We start from the raw sequence: 22,856 nt of genomic DNA on the forward strand, positions 1-22,856 counted from the left end.
CCATGCTGCATGGCGCCTCGTGGATTCCTCCTTCCTCAAATTCGGGTCCCTGGTCCTCGCCGGACTCCTCGCCCCGGGCGCGTTCGCGGCGGAGCCGACGCGCGAGGAACAGGTGCGCGCGGAGCTGGAACGCCAGCTGCGCGACATGGTCCCCGAATCCCCCTCTGAAGTGCAGGTGCTCTTCGCGGGCTTCAAGCCCGAGGACGGCTACCGGCTCGTGGAGACCGACTTCCTCCTGGATGGCGAACCGCTCGCCGTCCCGGGGCTGGAGGAGCTCAACGCGCCCGGTGTCCACCGGCTCGCGAACCTGAAGGTCGAACCCGGCGAGCACACCCTCGTCTCGCGCGTCACGTACACCAACGGCTCCTGGAGCCTGTTCAGCGAGACCAACGGCTTCCTCTGGAAGATCACCGCCTCCGTCGGCTTCCAGACCCAGCGCGGCCTGCGCGTCGTGGTGAAGGCGTCCCCCAGCGTCGTGCCCAACGCGCCGGATCCGCGCCTCAAGCTCAAGCTCACCCACGCCGTCACCGCGGAGATGATCCAGCCGCTGAAGGACGAGCCCGCCGTCGTCACCGCGCCGCCGCCCGTGAAGCCCGCGCCCGTGGATGCCGGCGCCCCGGTGAAGGTCGCCCAGCCCACGCCGCCGCTGGACGCGGGCGTGAAGCCCACGACGACCGTCGTCTCCGTGACGCCGCCCGTGGAGCGCCCGCCGGTGGCCGCCAGCCGCCTGCGCCTCCAGGTGACGTCGAAGAAGCCCACCAACGCCACCGCCTTCGTGCGTGGCATGGGCGAGCCCCTGAAGCTCACCGTGCCCGGCAAGAAGCCGCAGGACGTGCCCCTGTCCGCGGGCGCGTACACCGTGGACCTCATCGCCGACGGCTTCCTCGCGCAGACGCGCCAGGTGGAGCTGGCCGCCGGGGCGGACACGTCGCTCGCCTTCGCGCTGGTGCCCGCGCCCAAGGCCGCCAAGGCCGCCAAGGTGCAGGAGGGCCGCATCGAGCTGCCCGATCCCCTGAGCTTCGACGAGAAGAAGCCCGTGCCCGCCAAGGCCTCGCTCACGGGCCTGGACCTGGCGGTGGACCTGCTCGTGCGCGACCCGAAGGCCCGCCTGCGCATCGAGGGCCACACCGACTCGCGCGAGGTCCCCGAGCCCGCGCGCCAGAGTCTCTCCGACGCCCGCGCTCGCGCCGTGGCCGACATGCTGATCCGCGCCGGCGTGGCCCCGTCCCGCGTGGAGGCCGTGGGCCTGGGCGACCGCAGCCCCAAGGCCCCCAACCTGATTCCTCGCGGACGTGAGCTGAACCGCCGCGTGGAGCTGGTGCTGCTGCGCCCCTGAGCCTTGAGGTTGCTGGAGGGCTCCTCTAGCGTCCCGGGCGTTCTTCGCCAAAGGGACGCGCGATGCCTCGCTACGAGTTCACGGAAGGCAGCTCCAGCAAGTTCTGGGAGATCACCCTGGAGGGCACCACGCTGACCAAGCGCTGGGGCCGCATCGGCACCGACGGCCAGGAGAAGGTCGAGGAGTTCGACTCCAAGGCGGAGGCGAAGAAGGCCTACGACTCGCAGGTCCGCGAAAAGGAAGGCAAGGGCTACACGCTCGCCAAAGGCGAGGACAGCGACGGCGGAGAGGCCACCGCCGAGTCCGCCGTCAACCCGGACCTGGAGGCCGCCATCCTCGCGAACCCCGACGACGAGAAGGGCTATCTCGCCTACGCCGAATGGCTCAAGGGTGAGGGAGACCCGCGCGCTGAGCTGATCCTCCTCCAGCACTCCGCGCTGAACGCGCCCGCGGCCACGCGCAAGAAGGTGGCGAAGCTCATCGAGGACCACGCCAACGAGCTCCTGGGCGAATCGCTGACGGAGGCCATCTCCGACGAGTCCCTCAAGCTCGAGTGGCACCTGGGCTACATCCGCGAGGCCCGCCTGGGCCAGGTGGACTACGACTCCACGACGGACATCGCGGACCTGTTGGCCGAGCTGCTGGCCCATCCCTCCGCTCGGTTCCTGAGCCGTCTGACCCTGGGCATGGCCAGCTTCGACGGCGAGAACGACTACGACGAAGCGCTGACGGTGCTCGCGAAGGCGAAGCCAGCGCCGCCGCTGCGCTCGCTGTTCATTGGCGACTTCGAGTTCCCGGACGAGACGGAGATCTCCTGGACGCAGGTGGGCGACCTCAAGCCGCTCTACAAGGTCTATCCCCGGCTCCAGGAGCTGCGCGTGCGCGGCGGTGAGATCGGGTTCGGGAAGATCGACCTGCCGGAGCTGCGCTCGTTCACCGTGGAGACTGGAGGACTCGGCCAGGGCTCGGTGAAGGACATCGTGAAGGCGAAGTGGCCGAAGCTGGAGTCGCTGGAGATCTGGTTCGGCCAGGAGAACTACGGCGCGAGCGGCGGGGTGAAGGACCTCAAGCCGCTGCTCGACGCGGAGGGCGTGCCGGCCCTGCGCAAGCTGGGGCTGCGCAACGCGGAGTTCACGGACGAGCTGTGCGCGGCGCTGTCCAAGTCGAAGATCCTGGCCCAGATTGAAGCGCTGGATCTGTCCATGGGCACCATGAGCGACGCGGGCGCGGACACGCTGGCCCAGAACGCCAAGGCCTTCGCGCACCTCAAGACGTTGGACGTCACCCAGAACTTCCTGACGAAGGCGGGGCAGAAGACCGTGGCCAACGTCGCGAAGTCCGTGGCGAGTGGCAACCAGCGCGAGCCCTACGACGAGGAGTCGCGCTACGCCGCCGTGGGCGAGTAGCCCGTCTCCATGCCGCCGTTCCTGATCATCGGCAACCCCGGGAACCGGCGCGTCACGCTCTTCCAGGAGGCCCTGGTTCGCGCCGGGCTCCCTCCCGCGCACGTGGTGGCGTGGGAGACGGTGGCCCGCGCTCCCGACGTCCTCCTGGAGCTGCCCGACACGGAGCGCATCGTCCGCATCGACGCGGCGGGGGAGGACGCGGCCGTGGAGCGCGCCTTCCTCCAGCGCGGCTACGCGGATGCGCTCGGCGCGGGCTGCGACACCGTGACGCCCGAGCAACTGGAAGCACTGCCAGATGAACACGGCCGCGTGCTGTGCCCCCGGCAGCACCACCTGGGCTTCCTGCGCGTGCTGGATGACCTGGCCACGCGGTTCGCCCAGCGTCCCCACTGGCGCGTGCTGTCCTCGCCGGGAGCCATCGCGGACCTGTTCGATAAGCGGACCACGTCGCGCCGGTACGCGGGCCTGGGCATCCCGGTTCCGCCGTTCCTGGACGTGGCTCCGGGCACGACACCGGAGGCCCTGCGCCATACCCTTCGCGAGGCGGGCTTCCGCGAGGCGTTCGTGAAGCTGTCCTGCGGTTCGTCCGCGTCGTGCCTCGCCGTGTACCGGCCTGGCCTGGCACAAGGCTCGTTGCTCACCAGCCTGCACCGGGGCGCCACCGGCTGGTTCAACTCCCTCAAGGTGCGCCGGGTGACGGACGCGCGGGAGGTGGACGCGGTGCTGGCCTTCCTCCTGCGCGAGGGCTCACAGGTGGAGGAATCCCGGCCCAAGGCGCGGCTGGGCGGGGACATGTTCGACTGTCGCATCCTTACGGTGCGCGGCGAGCCCGTCTTCACCGTCGTGCGCCAGAGCCGGCTGCCCATCACCAACCTGCATCTGGGCGGCTACCGGGGGGACCTGGACGCCTTCCACGCGGCGGTGCCACCCCACGAACTGGAAGCCGCGATGGAGAGCTGCCGCGCCGTGGCCCGCGCGCACGACTGCCTCCACGTGGGCATCGACCTGATGTTCGAGGACTTCTTTCATGGGCACCGCGTGCTGGAGGCGAACGCCTTCGGGGACCTGCTCCCCGGCCTCACGCGCGACGGGCTGTTCGTCTACGACTGGGAGATCCGCGAAGCGCTGCGCTGAAGCCCGCCCGTCCACAGCCGCGTCGCCGGCACGCGCTCCAGCAGCCCGGAGCCGAACACGCGATCCAGCTCCAGGTACTCCAGGTGCACGTAGCCGATGTGACACCCGCACGTGTCCTTCGAGCATGGACGCGGCTTCAACGCCGCATCGAAGTCCGGCGCATAGAGGTTGCCCAACGGCTCCTTGATGAAGTGGCACCGGTACGCGGTGCCGTCACCATCCACCGACAGTACGGACTCGCCGCCACGGCAGGCCCGGCCCCGGCTGGGATGGCGCGTGTTGTTCACCGGGAAGAGCGGGTCGATGCGGGTGAAGCGCTCCACGTCCTCGGGCGTGTACGCATCCAGGCCATCCTTCACCGCGTTGATCCACAGGTACGTGTCCTCGGGCAGCTCGCGGCGCAGGGCCTCCGCCTCGTCCGCGAAGCGCCGGAAGCCCACCATGCCCGCGCTGTGCCGCACGCCTTGCTCCGACAGCCGCTCGCACTGCGCGAGGAAGCGCGAACGCTTCATCCACTCCGGATGGTACGTGGCCCAGATGCCCAGCTTCTCCGTGCGGCAGTCCGTGAGCCAATCCAGCCGGCAAGACAGGTTCGTCTGCACCGCCGCGCGCTCCACGTGGGCCAGGTGCGTCAGCCGCGCGAGTGCCTGCTGATACCAGGGCCAGATGAGCGCCTCGCCCCACGGCGTGAAGAACACGGACACGGTGTCCTGCGTGCGCGACTCCACCCACTGGAGGAACCGCTCCAGGTCCGCGCGGTCCTTCGTGATCTCCTCCTCGCTCTGCTTCCACTTGCCGAAGGGGCAGTACTCGCAGCCGTAGTTACAGCCGGACAGCGGGCCCCGGTAGAGCACGGTGAGCTTCATCGCCAGGCGTACTCTGCCATGCGCGCGCGCACGGCCTCGGAGTCCAGCCAGGGGCCAATCAAGTCGGAGCGCTCCACGCCCGCCGGAGTGAGCTGGAACACGCCGTCCACGTCGCGCGCCAGCCCGTGCGCCTCCAGCTCCGCGAGCATCGGGAAGTCCACCTTCGCGTCCGTGCCGAAGCGCTGGCGGTACACGCCCGGGTCCACGCCCTCCGCGAGCAGCGACAGCACCAGGTGCCGGTGACGCTGCTCGGCCGCGTCCAGCACGAAGCCGTAGCGCACTTCACCGAAGGACGCTGTGTCCCGTTCGCTGTACGCCTGGATGATGCCGCGCACCTCGCGCGATGCCACCGCGTACTCGGACGAGTAGTGCACCGCGCCCGTGTACGAACGCGCCCCCACGCCCAGGCCCACCATGCCGTCCTCCTGGCAGCGATACACCGCGCCGCGAGCCGCGGGAGCATGCGCCGCGCGGAACATCCGCATGGACACCTGCGTGTAGCCGCGAGACAGGAGGAAGTCCCGGCCGGTCCGGTAGAGCGACAGCCGCAGGTCGTCCCACGCGCGCGACTTCTTGCCCAGGAAGGTGAGGGGCCGCACGTAGAGCGGGTAGAGGTACAGCTCCTCCGGCGCGTACCGCAGCGCCGCCTCCAGCGAGTGGAGGAACGTCTCCACCGTCTGGCCCTCGATGCCGTAGATGAGGTCCAGGTTGAGCGTGGGGAAGCCCGCGCTCCGCAGCAGGTCCAGCGTGGCCTCCACCTGAGCGGTCTTCTGCGGCCGCTTCACCGAGGCGACCTCCGACTCCAGGAAGCTCTGCACGCCCATGCTCACCCGGTCCACGCCCCGGGCCTTCAAGAGCGCCACCTTGTCCGCGTCCACCGTCTCCGGCGACACCTCCACGGACATGGGCACATCGCGAGGGTCCACGCCCAGCTCCGCCGCCAGGTCGAACACCGTCTCCAGCCCCGCGACGTCCAGCAGGGTGGGGGTGCCACCGCCAATGGCGGCGCGCGCGAACGTGGCCGGCCCCAGCGCCTCCTTCACCCGGCGGGCCTCGCGCTTCAGCGCGGCGAGCCACGCTTCGACGACGTCCTCCTTCGGGCCCGCGGCGGTGAAGAGGTTGCAGAACCCGCAGCGCATCTCGCAGAAGGGCACGTGCAGGTAGAGGAACAGCGCGTCCCGCCGCTCCTTCGCCCAGACGTCCTCCAGCGGCAGCGCGGGCGTGAGCGGGCGGTAGGCCGTCTTGTGCGGGTAGCCGTAGAGGTACGCCACGTACGGCGTCCCTTCGAGCATCGACTCCAGGCGCGTCATGGCGCGGAGTCTACCGGCAGCACGAACTCGCCATAGGGCACCGTCCACACCACCGGGTGCCCCAGCCGGTGCCCCGTGTAGCCGTCCTCGCCGTACGCCGTGCCGTGGTCCGAGCACACGATGCAGAACGCCGGGCCACGCCGGCTCAGCGCCTGGAACAGGGGCGGCAGTTGGCTGTCCACGTACGCCAGGGCCGCCGCGTGCGTCGCCCTGGAGTCCTCCGTCGCCCCGGGCACGTAGTGCAGGTTGGGCTGGTGCAGCGCGGAGACGTTGATGAACAGGAACACCCGCTGCTCCCGGGGCAGTGACCCCAGGATTTTCACCGCGAGTGATACCTGATTTTCCGTGGACCGCGGGTCGGTGACGCCCAGCGTGGGGTCCCAGTGCGCCTCGGAGAAGAGGCCCGGGAGGACGCGGCCCAGGGGGTTCCTCTGGTTGAAGAACCCCGTCCCGCCAATGCACACCGTGTGATAGCCGCGCCCGGCCAGCCCCGTGACGAGGTCCGGCGCGTCCAGCACGCAGGTGCCGGGGCCCGTCGTCTCGCTGCCCTCGAAGCGCAGGGCGAAGGGGCGAGGGTGCCGGCCCGGGGTGACGGGGGTGGGGAGGAAGCCCGCGAAGAAGGCCTGGTGCGCGGCGTAGGTGAAGCTCGCCGGGGTGTGCCGCTCCTCCCACCGGCCGCCGGGCAGCAGCGCGGCCAGGGTGGGGGTGCGGCCTGCTTCCAGCTCCTCCCGGGCCACGTCGTAGCGGAGCGTGTCCAGCGTGAGGAAGAGCAGGTCGTGCGTGCCGACCATCGCGTTCAGGTCATGCATGCGGACCGGAGGGGCGGGGAGGGGACCTCATCGATGGGAGGTCCCATACCCCGCCCGGGACGGCGGGACTACGACATCGGCGCGGTCTCGGCCGGGGGGCGCGGCTGCGCGGGGGCTTCCGCCGGCATGGACTCCAGCGGGCGGCGCGCGGCGTTGGGGCGCTGCGTGTCCACCGTGGAGTTGTAGAGCGTCGTGGCGAAGGTCTGCTGCCCGCCCGTGGACAGCGTGCGGAAGGCGCGGTCCAGCGCCTGCTGGCCGCCCTGCAGGCCCTGGCCCATGGTGCGCTCCACCAGCGCGCGCGCCTGCTGCTCGTTGAGGCGCACGGAGAACGGGCCGGTGCCGGACGCCGCCGCGTCGTCGCGGGAGAAGGCGCCGCGCGCGATGGACGCCGCGTTCGGATCCGTGAAGGTCAGCTCGTAGCTCGTCTCCGGGGACTGGCCGGGACGCGTGGTCGTGGTCGCCACCACGGAGTCGTTGATGGCCGTGCGCGCCCGGCCGTTGCCGTCCGCGCCCACCTGCATCTCCGTGGACTGGGTGCTGCCCGCCACGTTGCGGTCCGTCTGACGCACGGTCTGATCACCCGCGCCGTCCGCGCCGAGCGCCGTCCGCCGCTCGGAGGAGGCCACCTCCTGGCCCAGCACGCGTCCCTGGCGGGTCTGATCCAGCGTGTCCGTGCGCTGCACGTTGCTCACGCCCGCACCGTTCTCGCGGGGCAGCTGGCCGGTGCGCATGAAGTCGTCATAGGCCGCGCGGCCTTCCGGCGTGCGGATGTTGAAGTCCGCGGACTGGGTCTGCCCCAGGCGCTGATCCTGCCGGCCCTCCAGGCCGCGGATGTTGGTGGCGTCCTGCTGCCGGCCCTGGCCCGTCACCGTGGCGCGCACGGTGTCCTCCGACGTGCGCTGCACCTCATAGCGCTGCGTCTGGGTGCGGTCGTACGACGTGCTCAGCCCCAGCCGCTCGCCCAGCCGGCCCGGGCCCGCGCGCAGGCCCGCGTTGAAGCCCGCCTGGCCCTGGACCTCCGCCCGGGCGCGCGTGCCCACCGGCCACGTCTCCGGGGCGGCGGGGTTGGGCAGCTGGCCATTGCGGATGGCGTCCGTGGCGCCCTCGCGCGGCACCTCCACGCGCAGGCTGCCCTGCAGCCCGAACGAACCGCCCGCGTTCACCGGCCCCAGCCGCGTCGGCACACCGCCCCGGGGCGTCGAGCCGCGATTGCCCACCTGCCCCTGGGCCTCCAGGACGAAGTTGTCACCCTGCGTCGTCACCCGGGCGCGGCCCGAGGGGCGCAGCGCGGCGGCGGGCGAGAATGAGTCGCGGTTGCGCTCCGCCGCGGCCTGGGCCTCGGGCGCCTGCTGCGCGGGGGCCTGCGTCCGCGGCGCGCTCGCGGGGCGGTTGGCGGGGACCGTCGACTGCGTCGGCTGGAACGTCGGCGTGGGACGGTTCGGATTGATGGAAGTCATGGGTATTGAGGTTATCGACCTTTCCCACGGTTTGTTTCCGCTCAGTGTGTGGCTCTTACACTCCTGATTCTTGAGAGATTCCAGCCACTTCCACCCAGCCAGAACCACCTGGGCCTACTCGGAGCGAACGTCCCTGGCGCAAAAAGCACGCCCTATTGCAACTGAGTGGCAAGGACTTGAAATGCGGCATTAATGCGTATTACATGTTTTTCTCCTTTTGAGGGGAGTGCACGACATGCAGAACATGCGGAAGCGGTTCTCGACGTCTCGTGGTGGCTGGCGGCCGGTGACGGCGCTGGTGCTGGGCTGCACCCTGGCGGTTCCTGCTGGAGCGCTCGCGGCGGAGCGCACCCCTTCATCAGCCACGCGGGCTCCGGCGGCGCCGGGCGCGGCGGTGGCGACGGCGCTCAAGGCGGGGGGCACCACGCTGGCGACGCCGTCGGGACTGGTGTTCCACCAGACGGCGCGGCCGGTCAGCGGCCTGCGCACCCTGGACGTGGCGAGGGACACCGGCGTGCAGCTGCACGTCTGGCGTGAGCGGCAGGCGGACGGCACGGAGCGCTCCTTCTCCGCGTACACGCGCGGCTCGGAGTTGATGGGCCGCGTGCAGCAGGAGGAGTACCTCATCCGGCTGGCGGAGGCGTCGTTCGACCCGCTGGCTCGCACCGCGCCGCTGCTGGGCAACGCGCTGGTGGCGGACCGGGACAACACCCTGTCGCTGGTGCAGTTCCACGGCACGCCGCTGCCGGAGTACCGGGAGACGATCGAGAACGCGGGCGGCAAGGTGCTGCGCTTCCTGTCGGACCACACGTACCTGGTGGAGATGCCGTCGGAGGTCCGCGCTCGGGTGACCCAGCTCCCGGCCGTGCGCTGGGTGGGGGACTACCATCCGGAGTGGCGCCTGGAGCCGGTGCTGCGGGACGCGCTGCTCGGACGGGCGGCGGCGCTGGCGCCCCAGCGCTACTCCATCATGCTGGGTGAGGGTGGCGCGGCCCGCCAGGCCCGCGTGACGGCGCTGGTGGAGCGGCTGGGCGGCAAGGTGGACCTGGTGGAGCCGGGTGGCCTGCGGGTGGAGGCCACGCTCAACCAGGAGCAGCTGGCCTCGGTCGCGCGCGCCAACGAGGTGCAGTTCATCGACCGCTGGGGCGGCCCCGGCGAGGTGGACATGGACATCGTGCGCGAGACGGGCGGCGCCAACTACGTCCAGGGGCTCAAGGGCTGGAACGGGCAGGGCGTGCGCGGGGAGATCTTCGACACCGAGCTGCGCACCACCCACCGCGAGTGGCCCACCGCGCCCATCATCCACAGCACGGGCACGTCCGGTTCGCTGCACGGCACCAGCTGCTACAGCCACAACTTCGCCAGTGGCGTGGATCCGCTGGCCAAGGGCATCTTGCCGGGCGGGCAGGGCATCTTCTTCCTCTACTCGGAGGCCACGCAGTTCGGCGGCACCAAGTCCCGGCTCGCGATGAATCAGGAGCTGCTCAACCCGAACGGCCCCTACCGCGCGGTGTTCCAGACCTCCAGCGTGGGCAGCACGCTGACGACGGCGTACACGACCATCTCCGCGGAGGTGGACGACTACCTGTTCAAGGCGCCCCTCCTCAGTACGCAGTCGCAGAGCAACAACGGCACGCGCAACTCCCGGCCGCAGGCGTGGGCGAAGAACATCGTCTCCGTGGGTGGCATCCGGCACTACAACACGCAGGCCCGCACGGATGACCGCTGGTCGTCGGGCGCGAGCATCGGCCCGGCGGCGGACGGCCGCATCAAGCCGGACCTGGCCTTCTACTACGACAACGTGCGGGGCGCGTCCGGCTCCTCGGACAGCGCGTACACGGAGTTCAGCGGCACCAGCTCCGCCACGCCGCAGACGGCGGGCTACTTCGGCCTGTTGCACCAGATGTGGCACGAGGGAGTGTGGGCCGGCCACGGCAAGAAGGCGGACGTCTTCACCAGCCGCCCGAAGATGGCCACCGCCAAGGCGCTGATGATCAACGGCGCGTCCAAGTACAACTGGCTGGCCGGCGGCGCCAACGCGGACATCGACCGCAACAAGCAGGGCTGGGGAACGTCGGACGTGAAGCGCCTGTATGACCGCGCCGCGAAGACGTTCGTCGTGGACGAGACGGACGTCCTCGCGCCGCTCGGCTCCAAGACGTACACCTTCACCGTGGCCAGCGGTGAGCCGGAGCTCAACGTCACGATGGTCTACACGGATCCCATGGGCACGGTGGGCGCGGCCCGGGCGCGCATCAACGACCTGTCCCTGCGAGTGACGGCCCCCAACGGCACCGTGTACTGGGGCAACAACGGCCTGACGGCGGGCAACGTGTCCACGTCCGGCGGCGTGTCCAACAAGGTGGACACCGTGGAGAACGTCTTCCTCGCGAACCCCGCCGCGGGTTCGTGGAAGGTGGAGGTCCTCGCGGATGAGGTGGTCCAGGACGCCCACACGGCGACGGCGGCGGTGGACGCAGCCTACGCCCTGGTGGTGAGCGGCGTGAACCTCAACGCGAAGGCGCCGTAGCCGTTCCCGTGCGCGGGCTCCGGTGTGTCCGGGGCCCGCGCCGTGACGGTCACTGCTCGGGCTTCGCGGGGGCCTTCTGATGGACCACGGGCTTCGCGGTGCGCTGGAGGACGGGCAGGGACGGGCTCAGCGTGCCCAGGTAGAGCCGGCCGTGGAAGCCCGTCTCACCCGGCGAGGCGAAGAGGGCCACCTTGCGCGGCGTGTTCGGCTCCTGGCGCGCGTCCGCCGCCGGGTTGATGCCGTGCACGTCGCAGTCCACCTGCTGCCAGACGTTGAAGCGGCAGGCGTAGTGGGCGCCGCGCGCGAAGCCCACGTCCAGCGCTCGCACGGGCGAGGAGGGCAGGGCGGCCGTGAGGCGGTGGCCCATGGGTTCGAACTTCGAATCCCAGTTCACGCCGCCGGTGCGCACGTGCACGTCGCCCGCGAGCACCAGCATCCACGCGTCCGGGTTCTCCTTGCGGAAGGCGATGAGGTTCGCGGCCATCTCCTCCTCGCGCGCGTTGCCCGCGGCCTGCTTGGAGTCGAACGCCACCACCGACACGGCGTGGCCCTGGTGCCGCAGGCGTCGCGCGGCCTCCAGCAGGTGGATGACACCCGCGCTGCTGCGGCCGTCCTGATCCACGCGGCGGAAGAAGTCGCTCAGCACGAGCAGCCGCTCCAGGTCCGCGTCCGTGCCGGCGCTGGTGAGGTATTCGTCGAGAGCGCCCTGATCCACGGACGGCACGGACAGGGCCAGCGCCACGGGGAGTTTCTTCGCCGTGGCGTCGCAGAGCATGCGCGCGGCGGCGTCGGGCAGCTCGCGCGTTCCCATGGGGTCCGCCACCAGCACGGTGCCGCCCTGCGTGAGCAGCGCGTCCACGCCCTCCACGGGGTCGCCGCAGCGGGGCGCGGCTTCGGGCGTCTCCGGGGTCCAGCCCGCGACCTTCACGTCGCGCACGGGGATGGAGGCCTTGCCGCCGACCAGCTCGAGCGACGGGACCATCTCCAGGCGCATGAGCAGCTTGCGCTCCTGGGGCAGGTCGCGGATGCCGCGGCGCAGCCTGAAGCCCTCCATCTGCGGGACGGCCTCGAAGGTCTCGTGGGCGAACACCTCGCGGTTGTGGTTGTAGTAGTGGTCGTTCCGCTTCTGGCTGCCCGGCTCGGGCGTCTGCTGCGTGACGGCGTCCTCCGCCTCGCGGTACTGGAGCCGGAAGATGCGCACGATGGACTGGCGAGGGCCGACCTCTTCGGGGCGCACCAGGTAGCGTTCGAAGGTGCGGTTGCCGCGCACGTTCACGCCGATCTCCCAGGACTGGGAGTACAGCTCATGCGTGGTGTTGTTCTCGAAGATGTCCAGGCGCTGCTCTTCCAGCAGGCGGCGCGCGACGAACATCGCCTCATCCAGCGGCACCAGATACACGCGCTCCACGGTAGGGATGGGCTCCGTGTCCAGCGGATCCCCATCCAGTCCGCGCGAGATGCTCGTGCATCCCGTCATGCACAGAAGTCCCAGCGTCCAGTGCCACCGCATGGTCCTGCCCCCTTTCGTGGACGGGGACAGCCCAAGGCGGCACCATCCCCGGACACCTGAGTCTAGCACTCCAGGTGTGGAAATTGCGCCCCCTGGTCTCAGTGCTCCGCTTCCGCGGGCTTCGTGCCGCCATCCTGCTGCTGGGCCACGGGCGGCGTGGTGCGATGGATGACCGGCGGTGAGGCGTTGAGCGCTCCCACCCAGAGCCGGCCGTGGAAGCCCGTGTCGCTGGGCCTGTCGAACAGGGCCACCTTGCGCGGCGTGCCCGGCTCCTGGCGCAGCTCCGCGGTCGGGCTGAGCGCGAAGACGTTGCAGTCCACCTGCTCCCAGATGTTGAACCGGCAGGAGTACTGCGAGCCTCGCGTGAAGCCCACCTCCAGCGCCTTCACCGGCGACGCGGGCAGCGCCTTCGTCAGCCGCCAGCCCAGCGGCTCGAAGTCCTTGTTCCAGCTCACCGGCTTCGTGCGCACATGCACGTCACCCGCGAGCGCCAGCAGCCACGTGTCCGGATTCGCCTGGCGGTAGGCGATGAGGTTCTTCGCCATCTCCGCCTCGCGCGCGTTGCCGGAGGCGTTGTTCGAATCGAACGCCAGCACCGTCACGGCGTGCCCCTGCGCGCGCAGCCTGCGAGCCTGCTCGATGAGGCGGAGCAGGGCGCCGCTGCTGCGGCCGTCCTGATACACGCGGCGCCAGAACGAGCTCACCACCAGCAACCGCTCCAGGTCCGGGCCGTGGCCCCCGCTGGCCAGGTATTCGTCCAGCGCGCCCTGGTCCTCCGACGGCATGGACAACGCCAGCGCCACCGACAGCTTCTTCTCCACCGCGTCGCACAGCATCCGCGTGGCGATCTCCGGCAGCTCGCGCGTGCCCAGCGGATCTCCCACCAGCACCGTGTTCCCGGCCGTGAGCAGCGGCTCCACGCCCTTCAGCGGCTCACCGCACTTCACCGGCGGCGGCTGGACCGTGTCGTCATCCCAGCCCTCCACCTGCACGGCGCGCACGGGCGCGTTCGTCCTGCCTCCCACCAGCTCCAGCGACGGCACCATCTCCAGCTTCGCCAGCAGCTTGCGCTCCAGGGGCAGGTCGCGCGTGCCGCGCACCATCTTGAAGCCCTCCATGTCCGGCACGCCCTCGAACGTGAAGCGCTCGAACGTCTTCCGGGAGAGGTACTTCTCCTCGTCCTGGATGCGCTCGTTGAGCCACTTGGGCTTCACCTCGATGTTCGTATCCTGCTCGCGGTAGCTCAGGCGGAAGACGCGGATGATCGACTGGCGCGGCCCCAGCGACGCGCCCTTCACGAAGTAGCGCTCGTAGGTGCGGTTGCCGGGCAGGTTCACCCCGGGCTCGTGCGCGGACGTGTAGAGCTCGTGGTGACCCGCGCGCTCGAAGACGTCGTAGCGCTGCTCCTCGAAGACGCGCCGCATGGTGAAGAGCGCCTCGTCCAGCGGGACCAGGTACACCGTCTCCTCGGTGGGGACCTCCTCGTCCTCCGGCGTTTCGGCATGGAGGTCCCTCGTCAGGCTCGCGCAGCCGCCGACGCACAACGACAGTCCCAGCAACCAGTGAAACCGCATGGCATGACCTCCGGCCCACCCGATGTGCTCCGATGTTGCTAGCGACGGGGGTGCGGCGTCCCGGCTCCCACGGCCGGGACGACGGGAATCAGTCTACCGGGAAACGCACGGCAAACACGTCTGTCAGGCAGAACGGGTGGGAGCGGCTCCCTGGCCCGTGAGCGAGCGGACGACATCCAGCGCGTGTTCGGCGTGCTTCTTCACCTGGATTTGCGAGTCGAACGCGTAGCGGATGGTGCCGCCCTTGTCCGCGACGAACGTCACCCGCCCGGGCAGGAGCCCCAGGAAGTTGGTGCCCACCCCGAAGGCCTTGCGCGCCGCGCCATCCGGGTCGCTGAGGAGCCGGAAGGGGAGGCGGTACTTGGCGACGAACTTCTCGTGGGACTCCGCGGAGTCGCTGCTGATGCCCACCACGTCCGCGCCCGCATCCGAGAAGTCCTGGTACTGATCCCGCAGGCTGCAGGCCTGGACGGTACATCCCGGGGAGTCATCCCTCGGGTAGAAGTAGATGACCATCGCCTTGTCACCCATCAGGTCACGCAGGCGCACCGGCGCGCCGCCCGGCCCCTGCAGTGTGACATCCGGAACCGCATCCCCTTCTTTCAGCATCTTGGCCATGAAAGTCCCTCTCCTCTCGGGCGGGAGCATGGACCGCGCATGGCCTGACCCGCAAATCAATCGGGACTCCCGGGTTGCCCGGAATTCAAGGGCCTGGGCATTCTTTCGGGAAATGGAGCCACGCGACCCGATGGACACCGAGGACTCCCGCCGGGGGCCCTCGCGCGCCGCCCCGGAGGACCGGCTGTACCTGCTGCTCTTGCAGGGGAACATCTCCCGGGTGGTGCCGCTGCCCCGGGAGGGGCCGGTGGTGATTGGCCGCGCGGTGGGGGCGGACGTGGTGGTGGAGGACGCGTCCGTGAGCCGCCAGCACGCGCGCGTGGCGGTGGCGGAGGGCGAGGTGTTCATCTCGGACCTGGGGAGCCACAACGGCGTGCGCGTCAACGGCGAGCGGGTGCAGGGCTCGCGGCCGCTGGACAGTGGCGACGTGGTGACGCTGGGCAACGTGACGCTGGTGCTCCACCGGGGCGAGCGGCCCCCACCGGAGCGGCGGGCGCTGGAGCTGGAAGGGCTGCGGGCCCGGCTGTCCGAGGAGCTGGACCGGGTGCGCGGCTCGGGGCTGGCGGTGAGCGTGCTGGCGCTGGAGGTGGAGTCCGCGCGGGTGCCGCAGGTGGAGCTGGTGCGGGCGCTCGATGGCGCGCTGCGGTTGATGGACGCGGTGGGGCAGGCGGGGAGCACGCTGATCGTGCTGCTGCCGGACCTGTCCGGCGAGGAGGCGGAAGCGGCGGCGGCGCACCTGGTGTCGGTGCTCACGCCGCTGGCCGGGCGGGTGCGCGCGGGGCTGGCGTCGGCGCCAGGGGACGGGATGCAGGGGGACGCGCTGCTGGGCGCGGCGAAGGCGGCGGCGCTGGCCGCGGAGCCGGGCGCGACGCGGGTCAGCGGGCCGTCCATGTACCGGCTGGCGCTGGGCGAGCGGTCCGTGGTGGTGGCGGACGCGGCGCTGACGCGGCTGTTCGAATTGCTGCGCAGGCTGGCGGCGAGCCCTCTGCCGGTGCTCATCCACGGCGAGACGGGGGCGGGGAAGGAGAACGCGGCGTGGGCGGTGCATCACTGGTCGCCGCGCTCGGCGCAGCCGTTCGTGCCGCTCAACTGCGCGGCGCTGCCGGAGAGCCTGGTGGAGGCGGAGCTGTTCGGCCACGAGCGGGGCGCGTTCTCCGGCGCGGACCGGGCCCGGGCGGGCCTGCTGGAGCGCGCGAGCGGCGGGACGCTGTTCCTGGACGAGGTGGCGGAGCTGTCGCTGCCCATTCAAGCCAAGCTGCTGCGGGCGTTGGATCAGCAGGTGATCACGCGGCTGGGAGATTCGCGCGAGCGGCCGGTGGACCTGCGCGTGGTGGCGGCCACGCACCGGGTGCTCGAGGACGAGGTGAAGGCCGGCCGCTTCCGGCAGGACCTGTTCTTCCGCCTGTCCGCGGCGGTGGTGGTGCTGCCGCCGCTGCGGCACCGGCCCCGCGAGCTGCCCCTGCTGGTGCGAGCGTTCCTGGAGGAAGCCTGCGCGAGGGCGGGCCGTCCACTGCTGCACCTGTCCGCCGCGACCATGGAGGTGCTGGGCGCGCACGCGTGGCCGGGGAACGTGCGCGAGCTGAAGAACACGGTGGAGTACGCCGTGGCCACGTCGCCAGGGCCGGTGGTGGAGCCGTCGCACCTGCCGGACTCCCTGCGGGCCGCGACGGAACCGGATCCGGAACCGGAGCGGACGGAGGGCAGGGCGGAGACGCCGAGGGTGTTCCAGAACCTGGCGGAGGAGCTGCGGACGCTGGAGCGGCGGCGGATGATGGAGGCGCTGGAGGCGACGGGTGGGGTGCAGACGCGGGCGGCGCAGCTCATCGAGATGCCGCTGCGCACGTTCGCGTTCAAGCTGAAGCAGCACCGCATCACGCCCTCGCGAGGCCGCGGCCCGGCGGGTGGATGAAGAGCGAGCCGCTTCCAGCATGGCGGCCGCCCGAGGCGTTCGGAGAGTACCGCCTGTTGCAGCCGTTGGGACGCGGCGCGATGGGCGAGGTCTACCTGGCGCACGACACGGTGCTGGACCGGCTGGTGGCGGTGAAGTTCATCGCGAGCGTCGCGCCGGATGAAGTGCAGCGCGAGCGCTTCCGCACGGAGGCGCGCGCGATTGCCCGGGTGCAGCATCCGAACGTGGTGGGCATCCACCGCGTGGGTGAGGTGAAGGACCGGCCCTATCTCGTCTCCGAGTTCCTGCGCGGGCAGAGCCTGGACCGGCTGTCCCGGCCGGTGCCGTGGACGCGCGTGCTGGAGCTTGGCATCGGGCTGGCGAGGGGGCTGGCGGCGGCGCACCGGCAGGGCGTGCTGCACCGCGACCTCAAGCCCGCGAACGCGCTGCTCACCGAGGACGGTCAGGTGAAGCTGCTCGACTTCGGCGTGGCGAAGCTGCTCGACGTGGCGATGGCGCCGGTCCAGCCCGTGCGTCCGCCGGAGGGCCCGCGTGCCGTGCCGCTGGAAGGGGAGGCGACGGTGGATGTCCCGGCCGTCGCACGACACGCGGTCACGGACGTTGAACAGCGGACCGCGACGTCGAGACCGCTTCCGCCGGAGCGACACCCTGGCCCCTCGGAGCTGCTGGCCACGGGCCGCATCGGGACACCGCTCTACATGGCGCCCGAGGTCTGGCGCGGAGAACCGGCCACGGTCCGCAGCGATCTCTTCTCGCTGGGCGTGCTCCTCTACGAGCTGTGCGGCGGTCCGACACCTGGACCGCTCGCGGAGGCCCCACTGCGGCCCCGCACCTTCGAACCGCTGGACGCCGCCGTCCCCGGCGTGGACACCGCCTTCGCCGCGGTCCTCGCGCGCTGCCTCGCGCATGATCCGCTCGCGCGCTTCGAATCCGCGGACGCCCTGCGTGAAGCACTGGAGTCCATCGCCTCGCGCCGCGCCACCCCGGCACTCGCACCGCCGCGCCCACGGTGGCTCCGCGTCACGCGCGTGCTCGCGCTCCCGGGGCTCGCGGTGGCCATCCTCATCGGCGGTAACTGGTGGGGCGAGCGCTCCCGGCGCAGCGACGCGGAGCAGGCCATGGCCTCCGCCGCCGCCATCGTCGACGAAGGCCGCGCCTTCGAGTCCCGCATCGAAGCCCTCCGCGCACAGGCCTTCAGCGCGTTCGACACCGACCGCTTCACCGAAGCGCTGCCCCTCTGGTCCCAGGCCCTGGACCTGGGCGCGAAGCAGGCCCGCCGCTACCAGGACGCCAGCGAGCTGCTCGAAGCCGCGCAGACGCGCGTGGGCCGGGGCACGAACTCCACCCTGGATCAACGCGTCGCCGAGGTCCTCCTCCAGCGCATCCTCATCGCGGAGCGCGACCGCGACTTCCGGGCGCGGACGGCCCTGACGCAGCACCTGGAAGGGCTGGACCCGAGCGGCACCACGAGCCGGAAGCTGACCGCCCCCGTCCGCATGGATCTGGACAGCGAGCCCCCGGGCGCCGCCATCCAGGTCGAGACCTTCGAGGCCCAACCCGGAGGCCCGCCGCGCTGGTCCGAGCCGAGGGCCTTCGACAGGACGCCCATGACCTCCGGCCTCACGCTGGAGCCCGGCTCGCACCGTCTGACGTTCACACTCCCGGGGCGTCCGCCCGTCCGCTACCCGGTGCTGCTCACGCGCGGAGAGACCTTCCAGGCGAAGATCTCCATCCCCGAACACGTCCCGGACGGCTACGTCTACGTGCCCCCCGGCCGATTCCTCTATGGCAGCGGCAACGACGAGAGCGTCCGCCGCACACGCCCCATCCACCGGCTCGCCACCGGCGCCTTCCTCATCGCGCGGCACGAAGTCACCTACGCGGACTGGCTCGCCTGGCTGCGCGAACTGCCCGCCGCGGAGCGCGACGCGCGCAGGCCCCGGGGCACCAACTACTTCGGCACCATCGAGCTGCGCCCGGTGAAGGACGGAACCTGGACCTTCCACCTGGAACACGAGGGCGTCTCGTACCAGGCGAGAGAAGGGGAGCCGCTGCGCTACCAGGACCGCACCCTGCGCGCCGAACAGGACTGGCGCCGCTTCCCCGTGTCCGGCATCTCCTGGGAGGACGCCCGCGCGTACATCGCCTGGCTGGACGCCACCGGCCGCGTGCCCCGGGCACGCCTTTGCACCGAGCTCGAATGGGAGCGCGCCGCCCGGGGCGCTGACGACCGCGACTACCCGCACGGCCCGACGCTGGCGCCGGACGACGCCAACTTCGACGCCACCTACGGCCGCAAGTCGCGCGCCTTCGGTCCGGACGCAGTGGGCTCGCATCCCGCGTCGGACAGCCCCTTTGGCGTGGCGGACCTGTCCGGCAACGTGTGGGAGTGGCTGGTGGCGGACACGAACGGCGCGCCCGCGTACGGCGGAGGTTCGTTCTATCAGGACGCGCTCACCGCCCGGGCCGTCAACCACGGCACCGGCGAGCCGCGCACACGCTTCCCCTTCATCGGGATGCGCGTGTGCGCGTCCGTGCCCTGATCAAAGATCGCGCCCCGGCAACTGGCCCACCGCCGGCAGGAAGCCCAGGTCGCGCACGAACGTGAAGCCACCGGGGTTCAGGGTCGCCGTGGCGTAGACGCCCAGGGTCGGGTGCCTCCACAGCTTCAGCGGCCGCCGCTGTCCCTCGCGGTCCGGATCGACAGAGCTGTAGATGTAGCCCTCGATGGCCTGATCCCCCGCGAGCGGCCTGCGCGAATAGCCCGCCGCCAGCTCACAGTCGCTCCGGTCCGTGAGCAGCATGCGTCCGGTGGAGGTGCCGCACCGGTACAGCGCCTTGATGAACGGCTTCATCCTCGCCATCACGTCGTTGGGCAGCGAGGGGGACAGGATGGGCCCCTCCACCCGCACCGGCGCATGGTCCCTGGGCGCCGCGCTCCCCAGACCCTCCATCGCCAGGACGAAGGCCCCCGGCAACGCGCCGCCCGCGGACTCGCCCGGGACGCCCGTGACGGCTGTCGTCGTCACGTAGTCCGTGGAGTCCTTCTTGAACAACACCAGCGCGCGGTCGATGAAGAGCGAATAGGACACCAGCATCCGCTGCGCCGTCCCGTGGAAGTCCAACTCCTCACACGTGAGCTTCGGCACCGGAATCTTGAGCGCCTGATCCACGCAGGTGGCGTCCGCGACCAGCGTGTCCCAGCGCTTCTTGCCCAGGCACAACGGCCGCGCCAGGCCACAGGAGTCCATGGTCCACACCGCCTCCAGCGCGTAGCCGTCCGGCACGAGCGTCGCCGGCAGGTGGCCGTCCTGGCTCAGCACGGCGGCGTTCTCCGGCCCCATGAACGCCAGCGGCGTCCCGTCCAGCGTGTTGCTCCGGCCCTCGCCGCAGTAGTCCGCCACCGCCATGCGCGTGCACAACTGGTGGTACTCGCGCGCGACGGACTCCGGGTACTCCGTGGCCCAGGGCGGATAGCCCCAGTCGATGCACTTGGCGATGACGCCGCCGCCCACGAAGAACGGCTTGCTGGAGCTGCTCTCGTTCTTCGGCGCGCAGGCGAAGGTGAAGAAGTTCGGGTTCTCCAGCAGGTCCCCGGACGTGGACCACGCGTGCGGCACGGAGAGCGCGTAGCCGCTGCCGGTGGGGCACAGCGGCGTCGCCGTCTTGTCGTCCGTGAAGGCCTGGACCCGGTACTCCCAGCGCGCCTTGCCGGCATTCACGTTGACGGAGTCGCACGACGACGTCGGCGGCGTGATGTCCTCGTGACAGCGGACCGCTTCGATGACGAGCTTCACGGTGCGGCCCTCGAACGGCGCGCGGAACACGGCCTTCTCCAGCGAGGGGCCCTCCAGTATCCGCCTCACCGGCATGGGCGTCCCCTCCACGGCGCAGTTCTGGGTCACCCGCAGCCGGCCCTCCGCGACCGTCGCCGTCGGCTTCCCGCAGGTGGGCCCCCCAAGGACTTCGGGCACATCCACCGACCGCAACGGCACGTTGATGAACTCGAAGCGCCCGGACCCGTGCAGCTGCGTGCCCTGCGCGCTGTTCGACGGGGGTGGCTCCGCCCACGCGACAGCACCTCCCAGGCACAGTGCCCCCAGCAGTCCCCGCTTCCAGGTCGCCATCGTCGCCAAGTCCATGCTCCTTCTTCGCAATGAGGGAAAGGCGTACCGCCCAGGGTTCTCGTCTGAAGGGGACCGCGGGTGTCTGCTTTGCGCGGAGCGTGCAAACCCTGCCGTGCATGCAAGGATTGCCGTGCCACGCATGCGAGGAGCGTGTGCAAACCTTGCACGCTCCGAGCGCGGCGCGATGCGGCGGGCGATCCAGCTTCCGTGCCCCGGCGGCATCGCCCAAGATGCATTTCCTGCCGAATTTCCCCCGCATTTTTCCGCAAGAGGAGGGGAGCATGGCCTTCCACCCCCGCGGCCTCGTGGCCGCGCTCGCGCTGTTCTCGCTGTCCGGTCCCGCCCTCGCGCAGGCCCCCGCCGCGCCGCCCAAGCCGCCCGCGAGTCCAGAGGATGAACGCGCCGCGTACATCCGGTCGCACTTCACGAAGTACGAGGTGCGCATCCCCATGCGCGACGGCGTGAAGCTCTTCACGACGTTCTACGTGCCCAACGACGCGAGCCCCCAGAAGCGCTACCCCGTGCTGATGATGCGCACGCCGTACTCCATCGGGCCTTACGGAGTCGGCCGCTATCCCAAGGCCCTGGGCCTGGCCAGCTTCGAGAAGGAGGGCTTCACCTTCGCCTTCCAGGACGTGCGCGGCCGGTACATGTCCGAGGGCGAGTTCGTCAACGTGCGCCCCCACCGCGCCACCAAGCGCGGCAAGGAGGTGGACGAGAGCAGCGACACGTACGACACCATCGACTGGCTGGTGAAGCGCGTGCCCCACAACAACGGCAAGGTGGGCATGTGGGGCGTGTCCTATCCGGGCTTCTACTCGTCCGCGGGCGCCATCGATTCGCACCCCGCGCTCAAGGCGGTGTCGCCGCAGGCGCCCATCGCGGACTGGTTCTGGGACGACATGCACCGGCATGGCGCCTTCAACCTGCAGCTGGCGTTCAGCTTTTTCTCCACCTTCGGCAAGCCCCGCCCCGCGCCCACCGACGACACGGAGTGGAAGTCCTTCGACTTCGGCACGCCGGACGCCTACCAGTTCTTCCTGGACCTGGGTCCGCTGTCCAACGCGGACGCGAAGCACTTCCACAGCGACATCGCCTTCTGGAAGGACTTCGTCGCGCACCCCAACTACGACGCCTTCTGGCAGGCACGGAACCTGCTGCCGCACCTGAGGAACATCAAGGCGGCGGTGATGGTGGTGGGCGGCTGGTACGACACGGAGGACCTCTACGGGCCGCTGCGTACGTACGCCGCCATCGAGAAGCAGAACCCCGGCACCGCCAACACGCTGGTGATGGGCCCGTGGCCCCACGGCGGCTGGATGCGCGCGGACGGTACGTCGCTGGGAGACGCGGACTTCGGCTTCCCCACCAGCGCCATGTATCAGGACCTGGTGCTGGCCTTCTTCAAGCAGCACCTGAAGGGCGGCCCGGACGCGGCCGTGCCGGAGGCGCTCGTCTTCGAGGGCGGCGCCAACCGCTGGCGCCAACTGGACGCCTGGCCGCCCAAGGGCACCAAGGAGACGCGCTTGTACTTCCAGCCCCAGGGCGCGCTGACGTTCCAGGCGCCCAAGGCGGCGGCGCCGTCGTTCGACGAATACGTGAGCGACCCGGCGAAGCCCGTGCCGTACACGCAGGACCTGAGCCCCGGCTGGTCCAAGACGTACATGACGGAGGATCAGCGCTTCGCCTCGCGCCGGCCGGACGTGCTCACGTACCAGACGGAGCCGCTGGAGAAGGACCTCACGCTCGCGGGCCCGCTGGAGGCGGAGTTGTGGGTTTCCACGACGGGCAGTGACGCGGACTGGGTGGTGAAGCTGGTGGACGTGAACCCCGGGAAGGTGCCCGGCTGGACGAAGGAGCAGGAGCAGTCCGGCGAGCGCAACCGGGGCGCGCAGCAGACGCTGGTGCGCGGGGAGCCGTTCCGCGGCCGCTTCCGCGACAGCTACTCCCAGCCCAAGCCCTTCACGCCCAACGAGGTGACGAAGGTGCGCTTCGTCATCAACGACGTGTTCCACACCTTCCAGCGCGGCCACCGGCTGATGGTGCAGGTGCAGTCGAGCTGGTTCCCCTTCATCGACCGCAACCCGCAGACCTACGTGGCCAACATCTTCGAGGCGAAGCCCACCGACTTCGTGCGCGCGATGCACCGGCTGCACCACACGGCGGCCCAGCCCAGTGCGTTGAAGGTGAACGTCCTGCCCGCGTTGGACGAGTAGATCCCCGGTCCGCTCGCGCGCGGTCTGCTAGGCTGCGCGCCCGCCACCACGCGG

15 protein-coding genes are annotated in these 22,856 nt (G+C 70.7%); 7 read left to right on the top strand and 8 right to left on the bottom strand.

What is annotated here, in order from left to right:
* Positions 1 to 19 precede the first annotated feature (19 nt).
* From D7X30_RS13100 to D7X30_RS13110, 3 genes are all read left to right on the top strand, one after another.
* Positions 20 to 1,336 carry an OmpA family protein gene (locus D7X30_RS13100; RefSeq protein ID WP_199724260.1) on the top strand — a complete coding sequence of 439 codons (1,317 nt, stop codon included), beginning with the start codon at positions 20 to 22 and terminating at the stop codon, positions 1,334 to 1,336.
* Positions 1,337 to 1,398: 62 nt separating this feature from the next.
* Positions 1,399 to 2,742, top strand: a complete 1,344-nt coding sequence (locus tag D7X30_RS13105) for a WGR domain-containing protein (protein ID WP_120563215.1) — start codon at positions 1,399 to 1,401, stop codon at positions 2,740 to 2,742.
* 9 nt (positions 2,743 to 2,751) lie between these two features.
* Positions 2,752 to 3,876, top strand: a complete 1,125-nt coding sequence (locus D7X30_RS13110; protein WP_120563216.1) for an STM4014 family protein — start codon at positions 2,752 to 2,754, stop codon at positions 3,874 to 3,876.
* On the opposite strand, the gene D7X30_RS13115 is transcribed toward D7X30_RS13110, so the two are convergent.
* The 4 genes from D7X30_RS13115 to D7X30_RS13130 all read right to left on the bottom strand — a co-directional run bounded on the left by D7X30_RS13115 (position 3,843) and on the right by D7X30_RS13130 (position 8,318).
* Positions 3,843 to 4,742 (bottom strand): STM4011 family radical SAM protein, encoded by a 900-nt coding sequence (locus D7X30_RS13115; protein WP_120563217.1) that lies wholly within the window; start codon positions 4,740 to 4,742, stop codon positions 3,843 to 3,845. The genes D7X30_RS13110 and D7X30_RS13115 overlap by 34 nt on opposite strands.
* Positions 4,739 to 6,052: an STM4012 family radical SAM protein gene (locus D7X30_RS13120; protein ID WP_120563218.1), complete on the bottom strand. Its 1,314-nt coding sequence runs from the start codon at positions 6,050 to 6,052 to the stop codon at positions 4,739 to 4,741. Before D7X30_RS13120 ends, D7X30_RS13115 begins: the two co-directional genes overlap by 4 nt.
* The gene (locus D7X30_RS13125; RefSeq protein WP_120563219.1) at positions 6,049 to 6,861 is read right to left on the bottom strand and encodes an STM4013/SEN3800 family hydrolase; all 813 of its coding nucleotides are present in this window, start codon (positions 6,859 to 6,861) and stop codon (positions 6,049 to 6,051) included. The genes D7X30_RS13120 and D7X30_RS13125 overlap by 4 nt, the downstream gene beginning before the upstream one ends.
* A gap of 68 nt (positions 6,862 to 6,929) precedes the next feature.
* Positions 6,930 to 8,318, bottom strand: coding sequence for a hypothetical protein (locus D7X30_RS13130; RefSeq protein WP_120563220.1), 1,389 nt, complete (start codon positions 8,316 to 8,318; stop codon positions 6,930 to 6,932).
* A 235-nt stretch (positions 8,319 to 8,553) separates the two neighbouring features.
* Here D7X30_RS13130 and D7X30_RS13135 point away from each other — a divergent pair, with 235 nt between their 5' ends.
* On the top strand, positions 8,554 to 10,848 hold the full coding sequence (locus D7X30_RS13135; RefSeq protein WP_120563221.1) for a S8 family serine peptidase: 2,295 nt from the start codon (positions 8,554 to 8,556) through the stop codon (positions 10,846 to 10,848).
* Positions 10,849 to 10,897: 49 nt separating this feature from the next.
* On the opposite strand, the gene D7X30_RS13140 is transcribed toward D7X30_RS13135, so the two are convergent.
* The 3 genes from D7X30_RS13140 to D7X30_RS13150 form a co-directional block, all read right to left on the bottom strand.
* Positions 10,898 to 12,358: a hypothetical protein gene (locus D7X30_RS13140; RefSeq protein WP_120563222.1), complete on the bottom strand. Its 1,461-nt coding sequence runs from the start codon at positions 12,356 to 12,358 to the stop codon at positions 10,898 to 10,900.
* Positions 12,359 to 12,456: 98 nt separating this feature from the next.
* On the bottom strand, positions 12,457 to 13,932 hold the full coding sequence (locus tag D7X30_RS13145) for a hypothetical protein (RefSeq protein WP_120563223.1): 1,476 nt from the start codon (positions 13,930 to 13,932) through the stop codon (positions 12,457 to 12,459).
* 123 nt (positions 13,933 to 14,055) lie between these two features.
* Positions 14,056 to 14,550, bottom strand: a complete 495-nt coding sequence (locus D7X30_RS13150) for a peroxiredoxin (RefSeq protein WP_120563224.1) — start codon at positions 14,548 to 14,550, stop codon at positions 14,056 to 14,058.
* Between the two features lie 130 nt (positions 14,551 to 14,680).
* On the opposite strand from D7X30_RS13150, the gene D7X30_RS43600 reads away from it, so the two are divergent.
* Both D7X30_RS43600 and D7X30_RS13160 read left to right on the top strand, forming a co-directional pair.
* Positions 14,681 to 16,459 (top strand): sigma 54-interacting transcriptional regulator, encoded by a 1,779-nt coding sequence (locus D7X30_RS43600; RefSeq protein ID WP_120563225.1) that lies wholly within the window; start codon positions 14,681 to 14,683, stop codon positions 16,457 to 16,459.
* Positions 16,456 to 19,002 (top strand): bifunctional serine/threonine-protein kinase/formylglycine-generating enzyme family protein, encoded by a 2,547-nt coding sequence (locus D7X30_RS13160; protein WP_120563226.1) that lies wholly within the window; start codon positions 16,456 to 16,458, stop codon positions 19,000 to 19,002. Before D7X30_RS43600 ends, D7X30_RS13160 begins: the two co-directional genes overlap by 4 nt.
* On the opposite strand, the gene D7X30_RS13165 is transcribed toward D7X30_RS13160, so the two are convergent.
* Positions 19,003 to 20,586, bottom strand: a complete 1,584-nt coding sequence (locus tag D7X30_RS13165) for an ADYC domain-containing protein (RefSeq protein ID WP_158619254.1) — start codon at positions 20,584 to 20,586, stop codon at positions 19,003 to 19,005.
* A 281-nt stretch (positions 20,587 to 20,867) separates the two neighbouring features.
* On the opposite strand from D7X30_RS13165, the gene D7X30_RS13170 reads away from it, so the two are divergent.
* The gene (locus D7X30_RS13170; RefSeq protein ID WP_120563228.1) at positions 20,868 to 22,802 is read left to right on the top strand and encodes a CocE/NonD family hydrolase; all 1,935 of its coding nucleotides are present in this window, start codon (positions 20,868 to 20,870) and stop codon (positions 22,800 to 22,802) included.
* Positions 22,803 to 22,856 lie beyond the last annotated feature (54 nt).

This window comes from Corallococcus sp. AB011P, assembly GCF_003611605.1.
In the GTDB taxonomy this organism is placed as follows: Bacteria; Myxococcota; Myxococcia; order Myxococcales; family Myxococcaceae; genus Corallococcus; species Corallococcus coralloides.

Coding starts and splice junctions, on each gene's coding strand:
- D7X30_RS13105 (WP_120563215.1), top strand. CDS start 1,399: ATGCCTCGCTACGAGTTCACGGAAGGCAGCTCCAGCAAGTTCTGGGAG.
- D7X30_RS13110 (WP_120563216.1), top strand. CDS start 2,752: ATGCCGCCGTTCCTGATCATCGGCAACCCCGGGAACCGGCGCGTCACG.
- D7X30_RS13115 (WP_120563217.1), bottom strand. CDS start 4,742: ATGAAGCTCACCGTGCTCTACCGGGGCCCGCTGTCCGGCTGTAACTAC.
- D7X30_RS13120 (WP_120563218.1), bottom strand. CDS start 6,052: ATGACGCGCCTGGAGTCGATGCTCGAAGGGACGCCGTACGTGGCGTAC.
- D7X30_RS13125 (WP_120563219.1), bottom strand. CDS start 6,861: ATGCATGACCTGAACGCGATGGTCGGCACGCACGACCTGCTCTTCCTC.
- D7X30_RS13130 (WP_120563220.1), bottom strand. CDS start 8,318: ATGACTTCCATCAATCCGAACCGTCCCACGCCGACGTTCCAGCCGACG.
- D7X30_RS13135 (WP_120563221.1), top strand. CDS start 8,554: ATGCAGAACATGCGGAAGCGGTTCTCGACGTCTCGTGGTGGCTGGCGG.
- D7X30_RS13140 (WP_120563222.1), bottom strand. CDS start 12,358: ATGCGGTGGCACTGGACGCTGGGACTTCTGTGCATGACGGGATGCACG.
- D7X30_RS13145 (WP_120563223.1), bottom strand. CDS start 13,932: ATGCGGTTTCACTGGTTGCTGGGACTGTCGTTGTGCGTCGGCGGCTGC.
- D7X30_RS13150 (WP_120563224.1), bottom strand. CDS start 14,550: ATGGCCAAGATGCTGAAAGAAGGGGATGCGGTTCCGGATGTCACACTG.
- D7X30_RS43600 (WP_120563225.1), top strand. CDS start 14,681: ATGGACACCGAGGACTCCCGCCGGGGGCCCTCGCGCGCCGCCCCGGAG.
- D7X30_RS13160 (WP_120563226.1), top strand. CDS start 16,456: ATGAAGAGCGAGCCGCTTCCAGCATGGCGGCCGCCCGAGGCGTTCGGA.
- D7X30_RS13165 (WP_158619254.1), bottom strand. CDS start 20,586: ATGGCGACCTGGAAGCGGGGACTGCTGGGGGCACTGTGCCTGGGAGGT.
- D7X30_RS13170 (WP_120563228.1), top strand. CDS start 20,868: ATGGCCTTCCACCCCCGCGGCCTCGTGGCCGCGCTCGCGCTGTTCTCG.